Origin of the sequence: Psychrobacter urativorans (genome assembly GCF_904846695.1) — a bacterium.
Classification (GTDB): domain Bacteria; phylum Pseudomonadota; class Gammaproteobacteria; order Pseudomonadales; family Moraxellaceae; genus Psychrobacter; species Psychrobacter urativorans.
In genome coordinates this window covers 1-23122 of sequence record NZ_CAJHBR010000030.1, presented here as the reverse complement: position 1 = coordinate 23122, position 23122 = coordinate 1, and the positions used below count along the sequence as shown (strand labels likewise).

Annotated in this window: 19 protein-coding genes, 1 pseudogene and 1 other annotated feature; of the genes and pseudogenes, 6 read left to right on the top strand and 14 right to left on the bottom strand. The window is 39.5% G+C overall.

Features of this window, described 5'->3' with window-relative positions:
• Positions 1-589: 589 nt before the first annotated feature.
• Positions 590-1809, top strand: a protein-coding gene (locus tag JMY09_RS13370) for an IS3 family transposase (protein WP_201624326.1) whose coding sequence is annotated in 2 segments (ribosomal slippage) — positions 590-866 and positions 866-1809 — 1221 coding nt in all. Because the reading frame shifts where the segments join, the coding sequence is not laid out codon by codon here.
• Positions 865-981, top strand: a sequence feature (AL1L pseudoknot). Its footprint overlaps the gene before it by 117 nt.
• A 196-nt stretch (positions 1810-2005) precedes the next feature.
• On the opposite strand, the gene JMY09_RS13365 is transcribed toward JMY09_RS13370, so the two are convergent.
• Entirely contained in the window at positions 2006-2362 is a 357-nt protein-coding gene (locus JMY09_RS13365; RefSeq protein WP_201624325.1) for a DMP12 family DNA mimic protein, read from the bottom strand.
• Positions 2363-2664: 302 nt separating this feature from the next.
• On the opposite strand from JMY09_RS13365, the pseudogene JMY09_RS14865 reads away from it, so the two are divergent.
• Positions 2665-3873: pseudogene (locus JMY09_RS14865) on the top strand (IS3 family transposase).
• 185 nt (positions 3874-4058) lie between these two features.
• Here JMY09_RS14865 and JMY09_RS13345 read toward each other — a convergent pair.
• From JMY09_RS13345 to JMY09_RS13290, 12 genes are all read right to left on the bottom strand, one after another.
• Positions 4059-4814, bottom strand: coding sequence for a tetratricopeptide repeat protein (locus JMY09_RS13345; RefSeq protein ID WP_201624319.1), 756 nt, complete (start codon positions 4812-4814; stop codon positions 4059-4061).
• Positions 4815-4830: 16 nt separating this feature from the next.
• Positions 4831-9627, bottom strand: coding sequence for an RHS repeat-associated core domain-containing protein (locus tag JMY09_RS13340; protein ID WP_201624317.1), 4797 nt, complete (start codon positions 9625-9627; stop codon positions 4831-4833).
• Positions 9624-10583, bottom strand: a complete 960-nt coding sequence (locus JMY09_RS13335) for a PAAR-like domain-containing protein (protein WP_201624315.1) — start codon at positions 10581-10583, stop codon at positions 9624-9626. The genes JMY09_RS13340 and JMY09_RS13335 overlap by 4 nt, the downstream gene beginning before the upstream one ends.
• A 12-nt stretch (positions 10584-10595) precedes the next feature.
• Positions 10596-11132 (bottom strand): DUF5625 family protein, encoded by a 537-nt coding sequence (locus tag JMY09_RS13330; protein ID WP_201624313.1) that lies wholly within the window; start codon positions 11130-11132, stop codon positions 10596-10598.
• Positions 11133-11143: 11 nt separating this feature from the next.
• Positions 11144-11500: a hypothetical protein gene (locus JMY09_RS13325; RefSeq protein ID WP_201624312.1), complete on the bottom strand. Its 357-nt coding sequence runs from the start codon at positions 11498-11500 to the stop codon at positions 11144-11146.
• Positions 11501-11503: 3 nt separating this feature from the next.
• A complete protein-coding gene (locus tag JMY09_RS13320; protein WP_201624310.1) occupies positions 11504-12880 on the bottom strand; it encodes a DUF2169 domain-containing protein in 1377 nt (458 codons plus the stop codon).
• Between the two features lie 273 nt (positions 12881-13153).
• Positions 13154-14155, bottom strand: a complete 1002-nt coding sequence (locus JMY09_RS13315; protein WP_201624308.1) for a tetratricopeptide repeat protein — start codon at positions 14153-14155, stop codon at positions 13154-13156.
• A 158-nt stretch (positions 14156-14313) separates the two neighbouring features.
• The gene (locus JMY09_RS13310; RefSeq protein ID WP_201624306.1) at positions 14314-14829 is read right to left on the bottom strand and encodes a hypothetical protein; all 516 of its coding nucleotides are present in this window, start codon (positions 14827-14829) and stop codon (positions 14314-14316) included.
• 118 nt (positions 14830-14947) lie between these two features.
• Positions 14948-16627, bottom strand: coding sequence for a bacteriophage T4 gp5 trimerisation domain-containing protein (locus JMY09_RS13305; RefSeq protein WP_452596425.1), 1680 nt, complete (start codon positions 16625-16627; stop codon positions 14948-14950).
• A 107-nt stretch (positions 16628-16734) separates the two neighbouring features.
• Positions 16735-17787, bottom strand: coding sequence for an SEL1-like repeat protein (locus JMY09_RS13300; RefSeq protein ID WP_201624303.1), 1053 nt, complete (start codon positions 17785-17787; stop codon positions 16735-16737).
• Positions 17788-17825: 38 nt separating this feature from the next.
• On the bottom strand, positions 17826-18290 hold the full coding sequence (locus JMY09_RS13295) for a hypothetical protein (RefSeq protein WP_201624301.1): 465 nt from the start codon (positions 18288-18290) through the stop codon (positions 17826-17828).
• On the bottom strand, positions 18287-19723 hold the full coding sequence (locus JMY09_RS13290; protein ID WP_379606738.1) for a bacteriophage T4 gp5 trimerisation domain-containing protein: 1437 nt from the start codon (positions 19721-19723) through the stop codon (positions 18287-18289). Before JMY09_RS13290 ends, JMY09_RS13295 begins: the two co-directional genes overlap by 4 nt.
• On the opposite strand from JMY09_RS13290, the gene JMY09_RS13285 reads away from it, so the two are divergent.
• The 4 genes from JMY09_RS13285 to JMY09_RS13270 all read left to right on the top strand — a co-directional run bounded on the left by JMY09_RS13285 (position 19608) and on the right by JMY09_RS13270 (position 22572).
• Positions 19608-20084, top strand: coding sequence for a hypothetical protein (locus JMY09_RS13285; RefSeq protein ID WP_201624297.1), 477 nt, complete (start codon positions 19608-19610; stop codon positions 20082-20084). The two genes, JMY09_RS13290 and JMY09_RS13285, sit on opposite strands and share 116 nt — an antisense overlap.
• 87 nt (positions 20085-20171) lie before the next feature.
• A complete protein-coding gene (locus JMY09_RS13280) occupies positions 20172-21011 on the top strand; it encodes a hypothetical protein (protein WP_201624295.1) in 840 nt (279 codons plus the stop codon).
• The gene (locus JMY09_RS13275; protein ID WP_201624293.1) at positions 21008-21952 is read left to right on the top strand and encodes a hypothetical protein; all 945 of its coding nucleotides are present in this window, start codon (positions 21008-21010) and stop codon (positions 21950-21952) included. Before JMY09_RS13280 ends, JMY09_RS13275 begins: the two co-directional genes overlap by 4 nt.
• Before the next feature lie 5 nt (positions 21953-21957).
• Entirely contained in the window at positions 21958-22572 is a 615-nt protein-coding gene (locus JMY09_RS13270; RefSeq protein ID WP_201624291.1) for a hypothetical protein, read from the top strand.
• Here JMY09_RS13270 and JMY09_RS13265 read toward each other — a convergent pair.
• Entirely contained in the window at positions 22544-22882 is a 339-nt protein-coding gene (locus JMY09_RS13265; RefSeq protein ID WP_201624289.1) for a hypothetical protein, read from the bottom strand. The genes JMY09_RS13270 and JMY09_RS13265 overlap by 29 nt on opposite strands.
• Between the last annotated feature and the right edge of the window lie 240 nt (positions 22883-23122).

The following is a 23122-nucleotide window of genomic DNA, read 5'->3' as shown; positions in this document are numbered from 1 at the left end:
GGTCATACCCTCATCTAAGCTTTTCAGGACTTGTTTGCGATAATCTAGGGAGTAAGTCATGGTCATTTATAGTAATAATCGTTTAGTTGACTCATTCTATAACATTTTTGAAGTCAGGTGACTATAGAAAATACAAGCTTGACGGATAGTCATATCTTGGTTTTTGACGCTCTTAATCACTTGCGCTCGAAAGTCTGCTGAATAGGTCATGGATTCTTCTGCTACTTCGCTTATTTTAAAAGCATTGTATCTTATTTATAAAAGACTGACTATATTCAAATTAGACCTCTTGCATAAGTCGGCGCTAGCCATTGAAACTTCGTTATTGGAAGTCAATAAAACGGTACTTTTGCAAGAGGTCTAATGACTTAACACACTTTGCCTAAAGACCGATAAAATAAAAAGGCCATCAAGAAAAGTATTGGCGTCAACAAATATATATGACCATCTTTAACCTTACAGAATTTTCCATCTAACTAAACGATATTAGAACTATTATTTTATTTATCTTCATAAGGTCGAATCACTTTAGTAGCTTCTGAACCGCCCCGGGATTGTCGGAGACCAAATATTCTGAGAGAATACGACAATGAAAACACGACACTACACCCCTGAGATTAAAGAACGCGCCGTTCGCATGCTGATTGAAGCAGCAAACGACTACCCCTCCACCTGGTCAGCGATTCAAGCCATTGCTCCTAAGATTGGCTGCACACCTGAAACTCTACGCTCTTGGCATAAAAAGCACATCGATCAAACCATCTCTGCTTCAGTGCAAGCTCAAAGCCAAGAGCAACGCATTAAGGAGCTTGAACGCGAGAACAAAGAGCTCAAGCAAGCCAATGAAATTATACGTAAGGCAGCGGCTTTTTTCGCCCAGGCGGAGACGGGCCGTCCACCCAGATAATGGTTCAGTTTATTGATGACCATAAAAACTATTATGGGGTCGAGCCAATTTGTAGAGTACTGCCGATTGCCCCATCAACCTATCACCGTGTTAAAGACTTGGAGGATTGCCCTGACAAGCGCTCACTGCGTTGCCTACATGACGACTATTATATCAGCGAAATCAAACGTATCTGGCAGGACAGTAAGTGTCGTTATTGTGTGCGTAAAGTATGGCAACAGATGAAAACGGACGGGCTACAGGTTGCTCGATGTACGGTTGAGCGTCTAATGAAGCAGCATGGCCTACAAGGCGTCTGGCGCGGTAAGGGTAAGATTACCACCAACAGCCGTGACGATCAAAAGCGTGCTGACGACTTGGTCAACCGCAACTTTAATGCCCATCGCCCTAACCAGCTATGGGTGGCGGACTTTACCTATATCAAAACAGCAAGCGGCTGGGTCTATACCGCTTTTATTATTGATGTGTTTGCTCGCGCTATCGTTAGCTGGAAGGTATCAAAGCATATGAATACGGATATGGTGATGGCAGCGCTTAATCAAGCCATTGCAGACAGGAACAACCCTAAAGACGTCATTCATCATAGCGATAGAGGGGTTCAGTATTTATCCATTCGCTACACTGATAAGATGGCTGACTGCGGTATGATTGCTTCGGTCGGCACCACAGGTGATTCATACGACAATGCACTAGCTGAAACGGTCAATGGCCTTTATAAGACTGAAGTAATCCATTATTTAAAAGAGAACTGGAACGGTGTAAATGATGTTGAACTGGCAAACCTTGAGTGGGTGGACTGGTTTAATAAAACACGATTGCACAGTACAATTGGTTATGTGTCACCCTTTGAGTTTGAAAAGCGGTATTATGATAATCTTAATCTGTTAAGCCAAGCGGCCTAACTTAAATAAACACTCTCCGATATATTCGGGGCGGTTCATTGTCCAACGTAATCTTCTAATATTTCATTGATAATCATTTTATTCGGTTAACTTGGTTTATGTATAGCGATTAGATATGTATAAATAGATATCTATTATTGCCAATTGTATACTTTAAGATATAAATCATCTTCTTAATATTTATGTTCAACAAGTGCTATCCAAAATTCATAACGACAGCTTTTTCATGCGTGATCGCATAATCTAAAATATCGATCATTTTATTTATACTTTCGTCTTTCAGGGTAAATTCTTCTGTTACAGCGTCACGTATTTGTTTAATCTCTATATCAAATATGACATTACTATCAGAAGGTCCTATCATATAGTCTGTGTAGTCTGACATCATGTTCCACAAACCTAATTCATGATAGAAGTCTAACTGTTCTTGAGTAAGAGATAACACTGTAGGTGCTTCTGGATTCTGATATCCCCATTGCAACATTTCATTATAGTCGTCTATATCGACTTCAGCAGGTAAGCAAAAAAAACAATACTCGGCAACGTTACTCATTAGTCTGTGTTCCTTATATGTATTTGTTGTTGCATAGAGTCTTTAGCCTCTTTGCCTTTGAGGCTTCCACTAGAAGGTGGTTTGCCATCTGGTAAAACATTTTTTTTACGTGTTTTATCATATATCTTGAAATAATTGTGCTCATTATCTCTAGTAATTGTATGATTACCATTACTACTTGTGTATCTAGTCTTTACACCATCTGTAGTGGTCAACTAATTTTAGACACCTGATAAGTGTAGTGGCATAATAAAATTGGACAGTCTATAAGGGGTTATACTAACTCAAAGAGGACAACTAGTATGACCAACAAGCGTAGAGAATACAGTCGAGAATTCAAGCTAGAGGCCATCAGCTTAGTCGTTGATCACAAGCGCAAGGTTGCAGAAGTGGCAGAGTCTTTGGGGGTTGGTGTATCGACCTTAGACAACTGGGTTCGCAAGTATCGATTAGAGCAGCAAGGCGTTGCCCCAACCCAAGGACTGGCGTTGACTGATGAGCAGCGAGAGCTGCAACAACTACGTAAGGATAATAAACGTCTAAGGATGGAGCGCGACATCTTAAAAAAGGCTTCAGCTCTGTTGGCATCGGACAGTCTAAAAAGCTACTACTGATAAGCAAGCTTGCAGAGCAAGACAAACGATTGAGCACGCGTAAGCTGTGTGAGCTATTCGGCGTTGTTAGAAGCAGTTACTACTATGGCACACAGACTAAACCTATTGATATTGAGCGTGTCAAACTCAAAGCGTTGATACGCCAGATATTCAATGACTCAAAGCAATCAGCTGGCGCTCGTAGCATCGTTGCTACCCTTTGGAATGAATATAGTATCAAGCTGACCCGCTATCTGGCAGGTAAGCTTATGAGAGGTATGGGTCTTAAAAGCTGTCAGCAAAAGACGCATGACAACCTTTTAGATCGCAACTTTAGTCCACTAGCACCTAATCGAGTCTGGACAGGGGACGTAACCTACGTTCGCATCAAAGGCGGCTGGTGTTACCTAGCGGTAGTGCTAGACTTATATGCCCGTCGTGTTGTAGGCTTTAGCGTTTCAGACTCACCTGATAGTGTACTTACCAGTAAAGCGCTACAGATGGCGTATCACACGAGACTCAAACCCAGTAGTGTGCTATTTCATTCGGATCAGGGAACACATTACACCAGCAAGATGTTTGCTGAATCGGTATCTTATTGTGACGGTATGATACAAAGCATGAGCCGTCGTGGTAATCCACTACGGGCACAGCCCTCCGTCTTGCACTCGGGCAAAGCAGTACTTTGCTTATCCTCGCTCATGGGATAATGCGCCAACTGAGCGCTTCTTTAGAAGCTTTAAAACTGAATGGATGCCGAAGGGCGGCTACGAGGATATCTTTGAGGCTAAAAGCGCTATTAGTGATTATATCTGGGACTACTATCAAACCGTGAGACCGCACAGTTTCAATGATTATTTAACACCGCTAGAAAAAGAGAGACGCTACTTTAATCAAAACCTCTTATCAGGTGTCTAAAATTAGTTGACCACTACAACAGGCTGTCAAAACGACAGCTACCATTATAATAATATATTTCAATGATTTACCTCCTGTCTTTGCTTAGGATCACGAATAATAGCTATTTTTACAATATGCCTATAATAATAAAAAGCCAGGCAAAATGCCTAGCTTTTCCACCATACTATATTTAGATGCTAACTTTAATCAGCTCGCTGTTTCATCTCTTCTAGTAAAATATCTAGATTGTACTGTGCGTCAGCATAACCATTAGCCGCTGACTTTTCATACCAGTACTTCGCTTTTTCTTTGTCATTTTTATGTATACCAAAATTCCCTTCATCATACATAACCGCTAAGTTATACTGTGCTACTCCGTTGCCAAGCTCTGCTGATTTTTCTAAATACTCTACGCCCTGATCACTATTTCCTTGCATAAAATTCATTAAGGATAGACCATTGTAAGCACGGGCAGGCTCATCTTCTATACCCTGCTCATACCAATCAAGCGCCTTATCATAATCTTGAGGCACTCCTGGACCGCCTCCACGATAAAGCTCACCTAAATTAACTTTTGCTTCTAAACTCCCTTTGGCATCAGCCAACTGATAATACTCTGCTGCTTTTTTGTAGTCTACATCTACTCCGCAGCCTGTATAGTACAGTAGTCCTAAACCATTTATAGCTTTTTCATTATCTTGTTTAGCAGCGCTCTCAAACCAATACTTAGCTTTATCACAATCTTCTGTTTGACCGGCGCTAGGGAAAAGGTACAAAGCTCCTATATTGTATTCTTTTTCAGCTTGCGTTAAATCCTCCATTGCGACTATCTGACATTGTGTACTGTCTTGGCTTCCTGATAGCTTGCACTCTTCTTCCATTGAAGGATATTTATTTCCTTGACTAAAACCAGTACAAGCTGTCAAAACGACAGCTACCATTATAAAAACAAATCTCATTTATTTTCTTCCTTATTTACCAACATCTAATATAGGTACCACAGCCTGAAGCTTGGCTACCAAGTTTGGCGCCTGCCGATATATTCACTGCATAAGTAGTAGAGCCATCACTATTTTTACATCCCTGCGCCCCCCCGCCTACAACGGCTACAGCGGTTGCACCAACACAACCTGCATATGAACCTGTTCCACCCTTTTTAGCTTTGTCATTAGTATAAGCTTGTCCAGCAGTGACAGCCCCGCCACCTGAACCCGCTGATAGGCATCCAGTACCACTAACACATTTTAGTTTTTTCCCGTTTTCGTCACAGCTAAACCCATAACCACCGCCTACTGACAACCCTACAATAACAGCTGCTGAAAAATCAAGCGTTGACATACTAAGGTAAGGTTTGCCATTAACAGTTGAACATTTTGACGTAATTTTAGGTCTAATAGGACGATGTATATCTGCTGACGCCACTCCAAACTGCGATCCTGTAACCTGATCCCAGCCGCTTAACCCCAATGGATCTAACCACCCTGTCGGGTTTGGTGCATAGGCAAACACATTCATGCCACCATTCAGTTCTATTGGATCGCGAGTAGTGAACATGCCCATATCAGGATCATAGTAGCGGAAACGGTTATAGTGTAGTCCCGTTTCTCCATCAAAGTACTGCCCTTGGAATCGAATAGGTTGCAGATGGTCTTGCGATACCGCTATTTGACTTATCTTTATCTCATTATAAATAATTTTAGCCGTATTACCCCACGCCTCATAGTCCGCCAACCAAACCACCTCGCCTTGCTGGTTAGTTAGCTCGTTAGGCGTACCTAATTGATCATTGTGATAATAGTAAACTTGTATTTTAGATATTGGTTTAGCATAATTTTTTAGATGTGGATTATCTTGTACAACTTCTAGCTCATCGTTAGCGACTTGCGGTATTTCATTTCGTAGCCAAGCTAGTCTAGCCACTGGCTCAAAGCTACCTTGATCATAAATAGTAGTGTAGACATGCGTATTTGTATACTCTTGTATAGGTAGATTACTATCCCATAGCATATGTACGTGCTGATGTTGAGTCTTATTGGTTTGCTTTAGTTGTTCTTGCCTTTGAGTAAGATGGCGAGTTTCACTATGTTTATGAGTGCGCCGTCCAAAGGCGTCATAATGATAGCTGGTTTCAGTTTTGATGACTCTATTACCTTGATACTGGGTACGTAAGCTTTTCTCTAATTCGCTATTGGCATTGTACTGTAGTTGCAAAGCTTGTCTATCTTGTTGATTTTTTGACTTTGAGTTATAGGGCTCTATAGTCTTATATAGTACTCGGTCATGGCTATCATAAGTATAACGAATTCTTTGGTTGTTTTGGATAAGCTCACGTGGTCTACTTTGTACACTTTGAGGGATATTGCGTTGTAGCGCTTCCTCTGTATTTACAACAGCAGCTTTTACAGGTATACGATTACTAGCAGGGTCAAAGGCAAAGACTTCAGTAATTCCACTTTGGTTTTGATAGTCGGTAAGCTTGTGCTCGGTTAGGCGGCCAATAGTATCATACTGATATTGATGACCACGTTTATAATATGGTGACAGGCTTTGAGCACTATTTAGCAAATTATCTATTATCGTTTGTCCTGTTAAGTGAGTCAGCTGCCCTTGACTATCATAGTTATAGTGCCGCTCCACACTAATATGATTATCGCTGCTACTGTGTTGCTTAACCAGTCGTCCCATAGGATCGTAATCATAAACGCTATTAAGCACGCCTTGCTGTCGGCTAATCTCTTGGTGTAATTTATTATGCTCGCTATGACGCAGTTCAATATGCTCATCGCTGCTAGGATCATACAAGCTTTGGTTATATAGATGTTCGGTTCCATAATACAGCTGGTTAATGACTTTACCATCAGGTAAAATCATGGCAGTGCGATTATTTATTTCGTCATATTTATACTGTAGGTTTTGCTCACGCACATGATACTTACCATCATGAGTCAGATGACTGGTAAGAGTTTCTTGTATAACTCGGCTGTTAGCATTATAAGAGAATTCGATTCGGCTGTCGCGAGTGGTTGCACATATTAGCTGTCCTATTAGGTCGTACTGATAGTGCGCGCGATAGTATTGAGGCCGAGTCAATTTATTAGCCTTTTGATTATCAATTTGCTCGGGATAGTGACTACTATGCTTGGCAATGAGTTGTCCTATTAGGCTACGCTGTAAATGAGTATGGCGTTGACGATCTCTAGGAAGTTGCGGATTGTCTATTTGGGTAATAAGCTGATCTATAGCATCGTAACGATAATGACTTTGATGACCATCAAAACGGGTCTCTGCGATAAGATTGTGCTCTTTATCATAACTGAAAAGCCACTCTTCACCGTTTTCATTAGTGAGAGTAGTGAGCCGACGTAGAGCATCGTAGGTATAGGTTAAACTATTACCTTGAGCATCAGTGCGCTTGCTAGGTAAGCCATCATCTTCGTATCGATAAGTGCTTTTATTGCCCAAAGTATCAGAATAAGTACTTAACCGACCTATATTATCGTATTGCAGTTGAATACGACTACCATCAGGATAATGTATTTGACTCACTAAACTCTCAAGTCTTGGCGCTTTATTATCATAATGATAGCGAACCTGACTACCATCTGCGTTGGTAATTTGGCGTAGCCGCTGCTTATTATCATACTCATAGTGCGTCTGATAGCCACTGCAATCAGTTTTACTCGCTAGATTACCATAATCATCATAGTCAAACTTAACTTGACTGCCATTTGGAAAATCTAACTGACTTAAGTTGCCATGCTTGTCATAAGTGTAGTCCGTGATTTGACCTAAAGGGTCAATAGAGTTGCTTAGTTCGCCTCGTTCATCATATTTAAACTGTTGTTTGTTACCAATAGTATCCATAGTTGCAAGCAGTAGACCTGCTTTGTCATATTCTTGATAAGTTTCACGATACTGTGGTAGCTGAGTGATAGGGTCAGTGCCTACTTGTAGCTCTATACTTCCTAATACCTTACCTTTATAGCGAAAATTGGTATGAGCATTATTAGGGCTTATGACTTTACTAACACGATTAAGCTCATCATAGCGAAAGCGAGTACTATTACCATTTGAATCAGTTTGGCTAAGCATGTTATACCATTTATCATAAGTATAATGCCGTTGACGCTCAAACTCACTACACGACTGTTCAGTGACTGTCGTCATACCTAAGCCGTTACTATCTCTAGTATATTCAAACAAATAATGCCTGCCATTACTTACAGTTTGCTCAATAACACGGGCAGCTTTTGGACTATCATAGCGATCATACCTATAGGCGACTTGTTGACCATTGCTTTGAGTCTGCCCTACCATTAAATGATTTTGATAGGCAAACTTTCGGGTAATCTCTCCACGTCTACTAACTTTGACCAAGTCACCTTCTGCGCTATAGCTATATTCGACTAACACTACTCTTTTTAGAGAGTCTCCGATCTCGTATAGCTTAGCCAGTCTATAATTTTCATTAAAATTTGCAAATTCAAACTCATAGCAGCCACCAGCAGCATCGGTTAGATACTGTGGTAAGTAAGCACTGTTCTGATTAATGCTACGAGTATAGTGTAGCTGAATTTTATGACCGTACTTATCAGTGTAGCTACTAAGCAATACTATCGCTTTGGTACCTCGATTATTACGGCTAGCCACATAACTGTAATACTGAGAAGTACCGTGAAAATGATCAGGCCTCACATTATTTGGTTGATAGTCACCTGAGTACAAAATAAATTCTAAAGGTTCTGCCTGACCAATACGGGTGCCATTAGTAGCGTCGACTGCAATAGCTTGACTATCCGCTTTAGTATGTTCTTTAGCTTTAGTCAGTGGTAATCGATAAAGTGTAACGTTTTCGTAAGGCTGATAGCAGCTCTGTCCAGGATTAAGGTAAGTAAAAGGCACCTTACGACCAGTATTATCAACAAAATAGATGCGGTTATGCTGTGGATCCAGCTCTATACGCTGCTCGTAACCTTTGGTAGTCCACCCTTGCCCAAACCAACCCGTATCAGGGTTTTGACTACTATAGATACGGCTCATGGTAAAGAGGAGATAGCCTTGACCAACATAGTCAGTGTCATCATCACCATCTAAAATCTTACTTCCATATAGCGCTTGTACTGGTTGCCCCATATTAGCTTCAGGGTTGGCGAATGGACAAACCTTAACTCTTAATCCCTCACCTTTGATGACAGCACCGCCTTTACCACTTAAGCTAACTTGACCAGACTGTGTAGTCGCTGGCTGACTCTTTAAGGGCTGTCTATCATTGAAACTCATCATTATATCTGAAGGGTTAATGTTCGGCTTAAGTATCGCCATACCCTGATTCAACATATCTTTTGCTTGTGCCACTTGTCCCATTACTTTTGCAAAAGGACTATCAGGCGCAACACCCGCCAACGCCATACCTGTACCTAACATTGACCCTGATTTAGCAGCAGATAAGGCATTAGTTACTGCCCCAATCTTACCCATCGACTCTGAGAAGTTACTACCCGGTACAGCGCCTGCTAATGCCATCCCAACACCTAATGCAGAACCTTGTTGAGCAGCTGAAGCGGCTCTAGATATTGCATTTACAGCACCAAGCGCTTGTGAAAATTTATCGTTAGGTATGGCGCTTGCTACGCTCATGCCAGAGTCAAGTAGAGTGCCTTTATTATTAGCTATAAAGCTTGAAACACCAACAGCGGTAGCGCCTGATTCAGGCTTGACGATGACAGGTAGATTGGCGCTCGCTAATGCTGTTGATTTATTATTATCACTCATACTAGTATGTATTTCCCTGTAGTGTTAGCATTATTCATCGTACAAGTATCGGCTTCTCGTATTAAAGCTTTACCAGCTACAAATACACCTGACGACCCTGAAGTAGGTTTGACCTCTTTGCCGACAGTACCCGACTTAACGCCACCGCCAATACCGCTTTCGTCACCTTTGCAGGTAGGCTGTGTGGTTTGCGCTAGTACGTAAGCAGGTTGTCCATTAAAGCTGACGGTCGACACCGTATCAACCGCATTATCTAGCATTTGAAACAAAGTGTATGCAGCGACAGCATCTTTTTTATGAGAGGTATAATTAAAAGAAGGCGCTACACTTATTGCCATAAGATTGGCTTGTTGAGAGCCGCCGAGTTGGCTGCTAGCATCTTTTCGACCATCTTTCCAAGTTGTGCCTTTTTTCTTCATATAGTCTATTTTGCCAGGATAGGGAATTTCCTTACCATCAATCATGTTTACAGGTAATACATTGTTAATAGGCCACACTGTGCCATCGTAGTTAGCCCCTGGTAATGTCATACCAAAAACTTTAGGTTTTAGACCCGCTTGTGCCAACCCCTCCCATGTAAAATCAATACAACTATTATCTATGCCGTTATATTTTTCATCGAAATATTCACCTCTGACACCAGCAGCATCGTTTCTACTCCTTCTTCCTCTACTTCCATTTGGATCCTCACCAAAAACTTGCATTTTGTTAAACTGAGCTTGAGATATCTCAAATGTTCTCATATGCGCTCTATCAAGATAATTACTTGTATCGTTTTTATACACACGACCAGGACCAAAGGCTTGTCCATGTTCTATAGGAGCAAATCCATAACTGCTTGAATTACCCTTGCTGTCATGTAACTCATACCACATATGACCCACTGCCGATTCACCACCTTCAGCGAGCTTTGTCCCCATTGAGGCTATATGTACAGTGACTGCTGGTTCACTCATAAAACATCCTTTCTATTTGCCATGGTGAGCACGTGAAAATTCAAGAGTAGTATATGCGTTGCTTAATTCAGGAGCACCTTGTAAATAAGTTACACAAATAATATATCGACCTTTACTTAATGGCAAAGAAACCAAACTAGCATAGCTACCCATATACGTTGGTGATGTCCTAGGATTGGTAATTATTTCATCCATGATATATTTTTCTTTATGCAGATCATATATTTTTACCTGATATAATGCAGAAACTCCATGAGTCCCATTTTCAAAATTTTCTATACCATAGTCTTCTACATTTATTTGTGTCTTGTCATCAGAAAAACTACCATTAGAAAACGATTTATTTTCATCGGGATTTTCTAAATAGTAATTCATGACAACACTATAAGTTCTTGGATCCTCAATCGTTACATTCATCTTGTATTCTTGATTGATATTATTATGATCAAAGGCTATGGTTACTGGTGGCACATCAACAGGTTTAGGTGTTTGACAACCTGATAGTAACAATGTGGTTAATAAGACAGACAGTCTAGAAAATAGCTTCATTATTCATTGCTCTACTTTTCAATTTTGATTACTAAACCTAGTTTAAAAATAACTCTAAAAGGAATTGATTCTTCGCTTTTATATTGAGATGTATTACTAAACATCATTATAATCTTACTGTTATCTGGTCTATGCGTTTGCATCCACATTATCCGCATCGGGTCGCTGCCTGCTGACCACACCTCTGTATCTGCGCTCACTTCATAAGCAAACTGACCACCTGCTAGATAAGCTTCGTAAGGCGTCATTTCTTCAACTACCACGCCATTAATAATAGTCTGCGTATACCGTTTACGAAAGTCATCAGGAGTTTGTTCTTGCACCTTGCGGAAATAGTCTAAACGTTGTTGTTCATTATCAGTATTCATAATTTATCCCTTTTCATAAGGTCGAGCTATTTCGGTCGTTTGAGTATAATACTGTTCACTAAGCTCATCTTGAGTAGCTTTTTCTATTACGTCTAGCACTGCTTTTCTAGGCTCATAGTTATCGATAATAATTGCCCGCCATACTAGATTTACTTTTTGCTTATCAGGTGAAATGATGACGGTATCCAAACGTAGCGGTAACTCTGTCACCATTGTTTGTGCGTTCTTGGACTCTAAAGCTAGATAAGCGAGTAATTCTGGTAAGTACAGCTTTAATTCTGTATCACCACTACGAGTAATAGTGGCGGCTACCGTATCAGACTTACAAAGATTGGTTAACGTAAGCCACTCATTACCCGTTAGCAATGACGTCTGCTGATCAGCATAAGCACTATTCCACATGGCAAAGTCAAAACCTTTAGGATAAGCATCACCACTCTCGATGAAATTCTCATCGATCTGCCCTACCAGCTTTACACGTTCTGGATGACTCTTTGCACGCACACCAAAACCAGCAACAAGTCTGTTATGGCGTTCATAATCCAGCTTATTCTTACCTACTTGATTGACTATGCTTTCACTGATGAGTAAATCTGAATGGTGGATTTGTGAGAGTTGAATGTGTTGTGGTTGCACATATTTATAATAGAGAGGGGAACAGTAACCTGTACCTGCGGGGTTGAAGCTATTCTCTTGCAGATAAGCGATCACACCATGGTGCGGGTTCAGTTTGATAGCATGGCGCGTATCTTCTGGTATCAGCTCATTTTTATCGATGTAATTGAGGGCATTATGGCGATCTTCTATCAAACTGTAGCCACCAAAGCTGCTACTAGGATTCAGGCTGACTTTGCTTGGCATCGGCTCTATGTGCAGCTTGTAATGTGAGTTGCCCGTGATGCTATCATTGAGAAGATATCTGGGGCTTAATATAGTGAGTGTCTTGTCGATAAGAATTTGACCAGTTTGATATCGATCTTTAGCAGGCTTTTTAGAGCTTTGAGCCACAAAGGCATATTTGGTAGCAGCAACAGGCTCAGCTAAAACTTTATAGTCAGGCGTTTGCAGTTTGATACTGGCAGTAAAGCTATCTTGGTTTTGTTTATGTTTGGGTACATAAGCATGTCCCTTTATAATGACATCACACTTTGGCTTATAATGCGCCAAATCAGACTCTTCTACTATACCGCTCATAAGATCAGTAGTATCAGTGAGCTGATCTTCCAAACGCAGCGGATCTTGTTCATCGGCGATAACCAATAACCCCTGCTCGTTCCAAGTATAGGTTTGCCGCATAACGATCACATGAAAGCTCTGACCCAACTGATCTAACCCTTCAAATGCCAGCGCAGGATGGTTGGTTGTGTTGGTAAACTTCATAAACGCCCTGCTTTAGAATTCTGATTAATCGAATGATGTATTTAGAATATTTGGATGATATGAGGTAGATTACTACCTACAATTGTTAGGTTGATCATAACGCAATTATGAACTTATATCTATAATATAGAAAGTTAGCACTGCAACATATATAAGCAATACTCATCATCGATGAAAGTTGTAGGGTTATCCTAGAGCGGTGAGTTGGCGCTGTTACAGAGAAGGCCGATAATAATGCACTTTTAAGTGAAAGCTGAATTAAATAAAGCGCTATTACCGATTTATGATACCTTCTTGAATCAATACTTCAATAATATCTTTAGCTCGTTGGTTACCTTTAGCAGCAGCATCTCGATATAATTCAAGCGCTTTGTCTGTGTCTTTTGTCGCGCCATGACCAAAATAGTACAAACCGCCAAGATTGGTTTGAGCCTCTAGGTCTCCTTGAGCAGCAGATTTGCTATACCATCTAAAAGCATCGTCATAACTTTGTACAACCCCATCACCTGTATAATATAAGGCAGCTAGATTATTTTGAGCAGCAGCATAGCCCTGATCTGCTGATTTGTTGTACCACATGGCGACTAATGCATGCTGTTTTTTGACGCCTAAGCCGTTGGCATACATGACACCTAGATTATATTGAGCTTGCATATCTTCTTGCTCTGCTGCCTTGCGAGTCCATTTATAGGCTTCATTGTAATCTTGCTCTACCCAATCATCATCAGAATAGTCTATTCCAAGCTCAAGTTGAGCTGTTATAAAACCATTCTCGGCAGATTTTTTATACCACTTTAAGGCCTGCTCTTTATCTATTGGCCTGTCATACCCTTTCTCATAAAAAAAGCCAATATGATATTGAGCTTCTGGCTGACCTTGAGCGGCGGCTTTTTCAAACCAAGTAATCGATTCATTAAATACAGGTTCAAGCTCCATATTGAAGTAATACAGTTTTCCAAGCGCATTTTGTCCATCTGCTAACCCCTGTTCGGCTGACTTTCGATACCACTTTGCGGCTTTAGATTTATCCTCATCAACGCCTTGGCCATGCTCATACATAGTACCCAGTTGAAACTGAGCTTGAGGATCTCCTTGATTGGCGGTAGCATAAATTGATTCAAAATCTTTGTTAGCGCTTTTATTTATTGGTTGAGATAAATATTGGCTAGCTTCATTGGCAGGCTCGACTGAACAACCAGAAATAGCTAGTGCGCTTGATAGTACTAAAGCTAAACCTGACGAAACAATTAACTTACTTTGTATTAAAATATCCATAAAACATTTCTCTTCTACATTTTAAATGTACATGGCATAACTGTATTTTTATTTCTATAATAAACCTCCTGCATAAGTCGGCGCTAGCCATTAAAGCTTCGTTATTAGAAGTCAATAAAATGGTACTTTTGTAAGAGGTCTAATCAATTAGTTATTTACTATCTCATACTTCCTAATAGTTTAATAGTAAAGTCCTTGGAGTCTTTTTTATATGGTAAAAGGTAGGTTTTTTCATCGTTACGTATGCCAATGTAGTTAAAATCATATTTCTTATAAACTTTTTCACCAAAAGACCCTGTATTTTTAAAATCTATATTATTATCCAAAATTAATGAAAATTTATCTAAAATTAAAACCTTGCCATTAAGTAATTTTATTTCTATATCACTATCTACTCTCAACCCTTTAATCAACCTTTTACCTTTCACAAAGTATATTTTATAAAAAGATACTGAGAATTCATAAATACAAAAAACAAGTGGGAAAATATAATATAGAGAAAACTCTATATTAAGGAAAGCGACAACCTTCTGATTAGAGTTAAAAACAGCATGAGTAAGTCCTATTAAGCATACTAAGAAAAATATATTAATATAAATTTCTTGATAATACGACTTTACACACTTTTCATTTATTAGATAGCTATAGCTAATAAAACCACTTTCTCTAGGCATAAGAATTCCATTTTTCTTTTCTACTTAAGTATAATAACTTAGAGCGCACCTATATTTTTCATGTAATACTAGCAGTTGCACTACATACGTAGGTTTAAAGCAACAATAAGCTTAAAGATTATTTTTTTCTATTCTTACTATTAGGACTTAGGAAAGGCTCATATCCAAGACCCTCCCAAGGATCTGAAGGATCTGAAGGATCTGAAGGATCTGAAGGATCTGAAGGATCTGAAGGATCTGAAGGATCTGAAGGATCTGAAGAAGGATCGAATGGTTTAATTTCTTCTAGCTCAAATAATTCAGGAGCGACAGCAGTAGCTGCCGCTTGTGCGACATCACCAGTCATACCTAAACCAAAAGGTTTTAGTAGCCCTCCTGTTGCAGCATTAGTAGCCATTGGAACAATATCAGCCTTACCTTCAACCGCATACTGAGTTAATCCAGTGCCTACACCTCCAACCACTGCAGTTTGTACAGCCGTTCTTGCTAAAGCAGAAGATCCTCCTGTTATAGCTCCACCGATGGTATTGATACTAGCATCAACTAGTTTCCAGTCGTCGACGTCTGTTATCAAACCATATGAGCCTAATCCAAGAGCTCCTCCTGTCGATGCACTACTGGCTACGCCAGCTGGTAGTACAGCTGCAGCTCCATATACTGCAGCTCCAACATATGGAGAACCAGCAATAGCAGCGCCTGCATAAGTAACATTGCGCATATCACCTTGTAGATTAGCTTGTGCAATGACCTTTGGATCTTTAGCTGCAAGTCTTGCAATAGCAGGAAATGCTACAGCAATTGAATCTACTGCAAAGTTTGATTTTTCATCTGGAATAGGCTTCAGAACCATGTCCCGAATACCTTCATCCCAAACATACTTATAACCTTTTGGAGGCTTATCGTATGGATTTGGATTATAATTTCCAAAACCTGATAATCCACCCCCTAAACCACTATCACTACCCAAAATAGGTAAACCATCCGGTCCAATTTCAGCAGGCTCATCATTTAGATAATCAGGTTCAGGCTCTTCCCTTGTATCTCCAACACTCGCCCCCGGCGGATTAATAAGCACATCCTTACCAATCACCTTATTCTCTTTCTCCGCTTGAGTGATGATGGTTGAGCCTGTAATGATGATACTGCCATCTGCGTTCATCACCAGCGAGGATTTACCAACCGTGATCTTAAACTCATCCCCTGCGGTGATACTATAGCTTTTACCCACAAAGGTTTTTTTGATGCGGCCCACTTGTTCCGTTTGCATGATGCCGACAGCGGTGTTCATGATGGTGCCCACTTGGGTGGCATACCCTAAGCCTACGGTGACAGACTTGCCCAGTTTGACAAATTCGGTGTTGGTTTTATCGACGGTAAGTGAACGGCTTTTATTAACAGTCTCTTTACGGTCTTTGTTGACAGTGAGCGTGTCATTACCTTTGACGGCTTTGTCTCTATTGCCTTTGATGAGGATCTGTTCGCTCTTATGCACGGTCTCAGTGCGGTTGCCACCGATATCAATGGTTTCATTCTCATCCACCCGCTCTTTTCTATTTTGGTGGATGGTGATGGTTTCATTCTGATCCACCGTTTCAGTGCGTTTACCATGTACCGTCACTGTTTCATCTTTATCAATCGTCGTGGTGCGGTTACGCTTAACGTGTCGTCTCTCATCGTTCTTGACTAAGGAATTCAGATCCCGCTGAGCTTGCAAGTTCACCAGCTCAAAATCCGCATCATCATTGAACATGAGCTCATTGTAGTTCTCAAGTGGCGAGTTAAAGCTTTTGGACTTGATGCCCGATTGCTTAGCCGCTTGTGGGTAGCCCCACGGTGGCGGGTTGGCACTATTGTAGAGACGGCCAATGACAATAGGAACTTAAATAAAAAAAGCATTAGAAGTGATTACCGATTAATTTTGCCCTCATTCCTCAATTGGTCAATACGATCCTGAGCCTCTTGATAGCTTTGATCGGCAGCTTTTTGATACCACTCATAGGCTTTGTTATAATCTTGCGGTACGCTATCACCATAGTAATACATCTCGCCAAGATTAAATTGTGCGATAGCTTCTTCTTGAGCAGCGGCTTTACTGTAGAGCTCAAAAGCTTTATCGTAATCTTCTTCAACTCCTCTACCTGAATAATAAAGTGAGCCTAAATCATTCTGAGAAAGGGAGTAACCTTGCTCTGCCGCTTTTTGATACCATTGAGCAGCTTTTTTATAATCTTGTTTAACACCTTCACCTTTTTCATACATGACACCAAGATTGTGTTGAGCAGGAGAAAACCCTAAATCAGCTGCTTTCTGATACAGCTTTCTAGCCTTATCATAGTCTTGATTTACACCCTTTTTTCCTAAGTAGAGCGTACCTAAATTATATTGTGCTGGTGTAAAACTTTGTTCAGAAGCCTTTTGATACCAGATTACAGCTTGGTTATAATTAATCGGCCTGCTATAACCATACTCATAAACCAACCCAAGATGATACTGCGATTCTGGCTGACCTTGAGCCGCTGCCTTTTCGAACCAAGTAATTGATTGATCAGAATCAAATTTTGGTACTTGATTATAGTAATACAACATCGCAAGATTGTTTTGCGCGTCAGCCAACCCTTGTTCTGCTGCTTTTTTATACCACTGCGCAGCTTTATTTTTATCTTTATAAACACCTTGACCATTCTCATACATGTTACCTAGTTGAAACTGAGCTTGCGAATCGCCTTGATTGGCAGCTTCCTGAAATAGTTCAAAGGCTTTATTGTAGTCCTGCTTAACTGACCTCCCTTCATAATAATTCAGACCAAGCTGGTATGATTGTGAAGTATCGATTTTTTCTATTGAAGATACGGTATCTACAGGCTCGGCTGAACAAGAAGAAACTGTGGTTAACCCAGCTGTCAAGCTAATGGCTAGGACTAAATAGTTTACTGATTCTCTTAATTTTTGGATGCTCATAGATTATTACTCGTTCAAATCAAGGTTAAATCATAATTTTAATCTACCGTCTTAACGACTTCTAGGCAGTCATATTTCACACTTACGGCTCTATCAACCCTTAACTCTTTAAGAAAAATAGGTCTAAGTCGTATTAATTCTTGCTGACTATCACTATGTGCTTCAGCCATTTCAGTATCCATCGGATGATATTGTTCTACGAAGATTGAGGCTAAACACAACGCGTTGATAGCATCTGTCTTTAAATTATTTAGTTGAAACATTGGCACATCACTGGGATAGTTTTGTAAAATAGTAAATTTTACGAGAAGGTTCTTATAAATAAAGTCGTTATATTTACTTGTTTCTAAATCATCAAAGTCGATACCTTGAACATCTCCATCAAGATAAACAGCTGTAGCTCGAAAAAACCCATAATTGGCATCAGGTTTTTTCTCATAACATGCCATTAATAATAATGATGACACGATTAAAACAGCTAATTTAATAGTTATTTTTCTCAACGCTTATTTCTCCTTGCACTTTTCTTATTCTCTTCATGAATTTTAACCATATCTTTGTCAAAGCCTCGACCATATGTTTGTTTAAAACGATCTTCATTGATGAACAGAGGTTTATTACCGTTTAGTATTAGCTGAGTTGTCGCATCTGAGATATCAATAGTATCAAGCATACCTTTACCTGCAATAGCCCCTGCTGCTGCAGTGGTCGGCGCACCAAAGCCAGAAGTTGAATAATGGCCAACCGTAGCGCTAGCCATAGGTTTATTTAAGTTCTTACTAAGGTAATCAGCAAACTTAAGATAGTGCTGGGTATGATTTTTTAATGCTCGACTATCAGCTACTGGATCTGTTATTGAATCTTTCAATTGGTCTGGAAGCATATCCATATTAATATTATCTTTTGCATATTGCTTCGCTAATTCATACTCTACAACATTTTTATTTTTAAGCTCTTTCCACTCTTCATCAGTCATACCAAATTTATATTCAGAATCTTTAGAAAATGGATTTAATGCATTTAAACCCATAGCTATATCTACTTTGTTATACCATGGCTCACCCCCACCAGGACCTGCAAACAAATCAACTCTTTGATCATGTGGAACAATATTACCATCTTGATCCGTCACAGTTACATTAGACTCATATTCATCAGAATCGCTACCCTGAATAGGCAACCCATCAGCACCTATTTGAGCAGATTCCTCCTCCCCACTATTATTACTCGCCCCTGGCGGATTAATAAGCACATCTTTGCCAATCACTTTGTTCTCTTTCTCTGCTTGAGTAATGATAGTTGAGCCTGTGATGATGATACTGCCATCGGCATTCATCACCAGTGAGGACTTACCAACCGTGATCTTAAACTCATCCCCTGCGGTGATACTATAGCTTTTACCCACAAAGGTTTTTTTAATCCGTCCAACTTGTTCCGTTTGCATGATGCCGACAGCGGTGTTCATGATGGTACCCACTTGGGTGGCATACCCTAAGCCTACAGTGACGGACTTACCCAGTTTGACAAATTCGGTGTTGGTTTTATCGACGGTAAGTGAACGGCTTTTATTAACAGTCTCTTTACGGTCTTTGTTGACAGTGAGGGTATCATTACCTTTAACGGTTTTGTCTCTATTGCCTTTGATCAGGGTCTTTTCACTTTTATGCACAGTCTCAGTACGATTGCCGCCGATATCAATGGTTTCATCTAAGTCGACACGCTCTTTACGGTTCTTGTGAATAGTAATCGTCTCATTCTGATCCACCGTCTCAGTACGATTTTGATGGACGGTGATGGTTTCATCCAAGTCTACCGTTTCCGTGCGTTTACCATGTACCGTCACTGTTTCATCTTTATCAATCGTCGTGGTACGGTCACGCTTAACGTGTCGTCTCTCATCGTTCTTGACTAGGGAAATCGGTGGTAATGAAAACATAACTATTGTTGGTAATCAAGATATCAAGATCGGTAAAAACAAAGTAGAGACTGTCACTGACGACAGAACTGTTAATACAAAGACACAGAAAAATAATGTTAGTGCTAATCATACCCACAATGTAGGAGCTACCCATGAGGTTAATGTTAAAGACTTTCAAAGCACTACTGTGGGTAAGGGTATTTCGATAGTGTCAGGAAAGGTCATCAATATCATAGCAGGAGATTCTATTACATTGGCTACAGGTTCTGCTTCTATTACCATGACTAAAGATGGCAAGATCAAAATCATTGGTACTAAAGTTGAAATAGTAGGTACGGGTGGTGTCGATATTGATGGCTCTTTAATTGACTTGAATTAATAAATAAGGATGAGTCAAGTCAGTCAGTTCAGTATCTACAGTCCAATTCAAATAATGATACCTCGGTATAAGCTAGGAGCAAGATAAATGAGTAAGTCAGAGTTTAAAAAAGAAGCGAGATACCGAACCAAGCAAATCAACATTGTCAAAATCAATGGTTCTATTAGTGCGCATTCTACTATTCAATGTGATTATTATTTTACATTTGATGAGAAGCGCAACATTGCTAAAGTTCGCTTAGATGATAGTGTTTATGAGTTTAATACTAGTGGTTCAGAACCGTTAGCGAATTTTATTAGAACAACAGACACCATAAAAAAAGAGATGATATATTCCATCAAGTCGGATGGTGAGATAGAGGATTTATTGAATCAAGAAGCCGTTCAGAAAAATTGGGAACAGTTTAAACAGAATATCGCGACTTATGAGTTGTTCGAGAACAGTCAGCAACAAGAAATAGATAAGATAATCAACTCAGGTGATATGGAATACCACTCAAAAGAGATATTGCTGAAAAACAGTGCTACCAATTTGTTTAATCAAATAGTATTAGGGCAATATTTAACCCGCAGTTTTAGTGCGTTTGAAATAGAAGAGTTCGCAACCATATCGCATTTTTTTCCGCAAGTTGGCTTTACGGTTAGCTGTGATACTAAAAAAGTTAAAGATAGTGATGAGCAGACTAAATATAAAAAAATCGGTAAGCCTGTATTCGTCGATGTAGATAAAATGATTCGACTTTATGAGCAGCTTTATAAAGAACAAGTAGGCTTCAAATTTACGGACTATCTCTATGATTATGATATGAATTTTACGGTATCAAAAGCAGACGGTCTAATTGATTACGCTTCGGTCACTATAGACGAGCGCGTAAAAAACAACTTACAGTCACAAGTCATGTACGAGCTAAACAGGGTTGAGTTATGAATGGATATATAGAAGAAGGTGCGTGGGTATCTTGCTCTTTTGATTTAGCGGGAAAGCCACAACAGCTGATCAGACATTTGAAACGCGAACCCAATCCAGTCCGTTATTCATCAGGAAATCGCTTACTGACAGTCGTGGATTTGAATACTGATAAAAAATTCATGTGTAAATTACCAGCAAAGCAATGGGGAGGTTTAGGAGCGTTAGTTGGCGGTCTGGCAATAGGTGTAGCTATAGCTGTCTCTGGACCTGTCGGGTTGGTTGTTTTTGCAGCGGTAGCTATTACTGCAGTCGGTACCGCTGTAGCTGTTTGTCTACATGACTGTGCCGGTCCACAAAGTGGCGGAACATGGCGCTCTGAGCATAAAAAAGTACTCATAAAAGGTGAAAAGCCAATTCTATACAATAAATCAGTGTTAGCGTGCGCCAATGGTGGGTTGTTAATAGCATCAGAGTCAAAGCCGAAGGCTCAAGCAGTATCTGATAATATGAAATGGCAAGCGCGAGGAGAATTAGGAATACAGATTTTATCAAATGCATTAATTGGAATTTTTACAGGATATATGGCCACTAAATTTGCAGATAAGGACTACTCTGTCTTTCTTTTAGAGCCCATAAGTTATGTTGTCAGCGACATTGGTTTTCCAGAGTTTTCACCATTTCAGTCAGCTGGAGTAGGAGTGATCTTTACTGCTTTAAACTTTGTATTTTATTTTGGACGTTTTATACCTGGTCTGTCCCCTACAGCACTAAACAGGATTTCCGACTTTGGTACAGAATTTACAAAAAAAGATTTGGGTTGGGCTGTTTTAACTACGATAGGAGGATACGGTGCAGATTATTTTGAAAATGAGCTCAATGAGTCTTCAAAGGAAGTTATCACAACAATTGAAAGCTCTCAAAATGACTTCTCAGGTAAAACTATTGTTGCAAAGGGTTAATGATTTTGAAAAATTTTAGTAAATTATTAAATTTAATAGAAATTACTTCCCTTATGGTATTGGGGCTAATTATTTTTATCTTAATTATTCTTCCATTCTTAACTTTTTTTTATGTAAATGAAAATAAATATATTAGCAATTCTATAGATATTGAGCTTGATTCAATTAAATATATTGGGAGCAATCGTATAGGCTTAGGTAATTCAGTGTATAAAGATGTGTTTACCATCTATGACAACGATACCTATTACGATTTGATCTATTATAATAAAGATAAAAATGATAGTTATAGATCACAATTTGATAGTAGTCAAATGTCTAAAGATATTCTTATAAAAGTCAATCCGATTGAGTTGAATAGAAATCAGGGATCTATCGAAAACCCTATTCCAATATTCAACTTCTCAATTAATTTAGAAGATTATGTATGGGATCAAAAAAGCTATAAGTACAATGTAGAGAGCTATATTGTTTGGGAAGATATTCTACATGTTAATTTATATGCTAAGAAATTAATATATGTTTCAGTGTTTTTTTCTTTCATAACTTTATACTTTTGTTTGAAACCTAGTTCAAAAGACGTTAGAAAACTCAATAAGAAACGTTCAAGAAAAAATTAGTATTATGGCGTAAGATTATTTGAACTAGCAAATACAACACTACTGACATCGCCCGTGCCAATGCAGGTGACGAACTTTTAGAAAGTGTAGCCATTATCGCAGTAGTTACAGCATTAAACTTTGGTCTTGGATCTGCTAAAAGAATACCAGGATTATCTGATAGCACTCGAAACATGATAAGCCACGCTGGTACAGAATTGGACTCTATACCAGATCTATTAGTAGCAATCACTTCAGAAGTTGTTGGATTCGGCTCTGATAAGCTCGAAGAAAAATTAAGCAATTCAGCAAAAAAAGTCATTGAAGACATTTCAACTCTTCAAAGTGACTTCTCTGGCAAAAATGTTGTTGCAACGGATTATAAATAATGGCTACGAAAAACCAAAATATCAGTATTTTCGAGAAAATAGCTAGTATTATTACATAGTCTAATCCAAATAAAACCGATACAATCCTATTAACAATCATATTTAATGAAATAAACGATGACTTATTCAGTAGACTATCGCAAACAGGTACTTTCTAACATCGCTGATGGCATGACCATTCG